This is a genomic window from Microcystis sp. M53598_WE2 (assembly GCF_030067735.1).
GTDB lineage: Bacteria > Cyanobacteriota > Cyanobacteriia > Cyanobacteriales > Microcystaceae > Microcystis > Microcystis aeruginosa.
Map to the genome: position 1 here is coordinate 1 of NZ_JASJFE010000014.1, position 1,613 is coordinate 1,613.

At 43.1% G+C, this 1,613-nt stretch carries 2 protein-coding genes; both read right to left on the bottom strand.

What is annotated here, in order from left to right; genetic code table 11:
* Nucleotides 1-1,133: cation:proton antiporter (locus PX636_RS00305; RefSeq protein ID WP_288115861.1), on the bottom strand; the 1,133-nt coding region annotated here is incomplete at its 3' end.
* Nucleotides 1,130-1,477: an NADH-quinone oxidoreductase subunit K gene (locus tag PX636_RS00310; protein ID WP_002796737.1), complete on the bottom strand. Its 348-nt coding sequence runs from the start codon at nucleotides 1,475-1,477 to the stop codon at nucleotides 1,130-1,132. The genes PX636_RS00310 and PX636_RS00305, both read right to left, overlap by 4 nt.
* Nucleotides 1,478-1,613: the final 136 nt, after the last annotated feature.

Consider the following 1,613-nt stretch of genomic DNA (forward strand, 5'->3'; position numbering starts at 1 on the left):
AAGGAAATCGCCGTCCCCACCGCCACAAGATTGATTATAATCTCTTGCCAGGGGACTAAATTTTTCATCGTTAACGCTTTTGCCCCAAAACCAGATAATAGGGGGAATCCAGAGATAGAAAAACTAGCAACCACTAGGGCAATCCAGAGAGAATTAGGGAGCGATTGTTGCTGTAATTCTTTAAAATTGCGACTGGGTAAAACTCCCGCTAACAGAAATAGGCAAGATTTAACTAAACCGTGGGTAAGGGTATAAAAACCACTGACTACCGGGGCGGCTAAAATAAAACCTAACTGGGAAATAGTATGGAAGGCTAACATCCGCTTGCTATCCTTTTCAAACACTGCGTATGACACGCCAAAAATCGCCGTTAGCACCCCGAAAAGCCGAATTATGACATCCAAATCCTCTAGGATTAAAGCACAGCGCAGGAGGGGAAAAATGCCAGCTTTTACCACCACCCCCGACATCAGCGCCGAGACGGAGGTTTCCGATTCCGAGTGTGTCATCGGTAGCCATAATCCCGAGACAAAGATTCCCCCTTTGACTAATAATCCCATGAAGATTAAAGCCAAGGCTTCGGGAGGTGCGCCCTTTAAACCAGCAAAAGCAAAGGAATTATTGGCTTTATAGACTAAAACTGCGCCAATAAGGTAAAATAACATCGCCACATTGCTGATAAACAGATAACGCAGGGCAACCCAGAGAGAGCGATCGCTGCGAGGGTAGGCAATCACCAGAAAAGCGGCAATACTAATTACTTCTAGGGCAACGTAAACGCTAATAAAATCCTCACAGACGAAGACAGAATTAATACTGCCGTGGAGAATGATAGCTTGAGCGTAAAAAAAGGCGGTTTTGCTACTTTCCCAGTTATAAAAAATAACTGCCATCGTCACCAGGGCATTGGTGAGGATAAAATAGGCACTTAACTGATCGGCTACCAGTCTCACGCCATAATTATCTAGTAGGTTAAGGGTTATGGGGTAGGATTGGCTAAATAGAAGGAGAGAATAGGCGAGAGAGATAATAGTGGCTGCTAGAGCCAGATATTTGTCTAATCGCGGCAATAAATAGATGATAAAGCCGATCAAAAAGGGTAAACTTATCCAAGCGATCGTTAAAGTATTCATGGTGTATTATTTTTTTCTATCTCGCTGCTGTCGAGGGTGGGGTTATCTTTGGCTAATTTCATCACTCCCACCAGCATTAACGCCTGAATCGAAAAACCGATGACGATCGCTGTTAAAATCACTGCTTGGGGTACAGGATCAGCGTAATTTTGCTGTTTAACTGTACCGAGGATGGGAGTAAACAAACCGTCACGGGAAGAAATCACCACATAGTAGGCGATAACGCCCGTACTCATGACATCCATGGCGATAATCTTCATGATTAAGTTTTTTTTCAGGAATGTTCCTAAAAATCCGCACAAAACGGTGGCGAATACAAACAACTCTAGCAGGGGAATCGTCACTGGGCTTCTTGATTAGATTTGGTTATGAGTCAAAATACTTTTTCTAATTATCCTCGATCGAGTCCCAATTGATCAAAAAATTCTCAAGATTATTGGCGAATTTTCGGGCGGCAAATAGATTGTTTGAGATCTATAA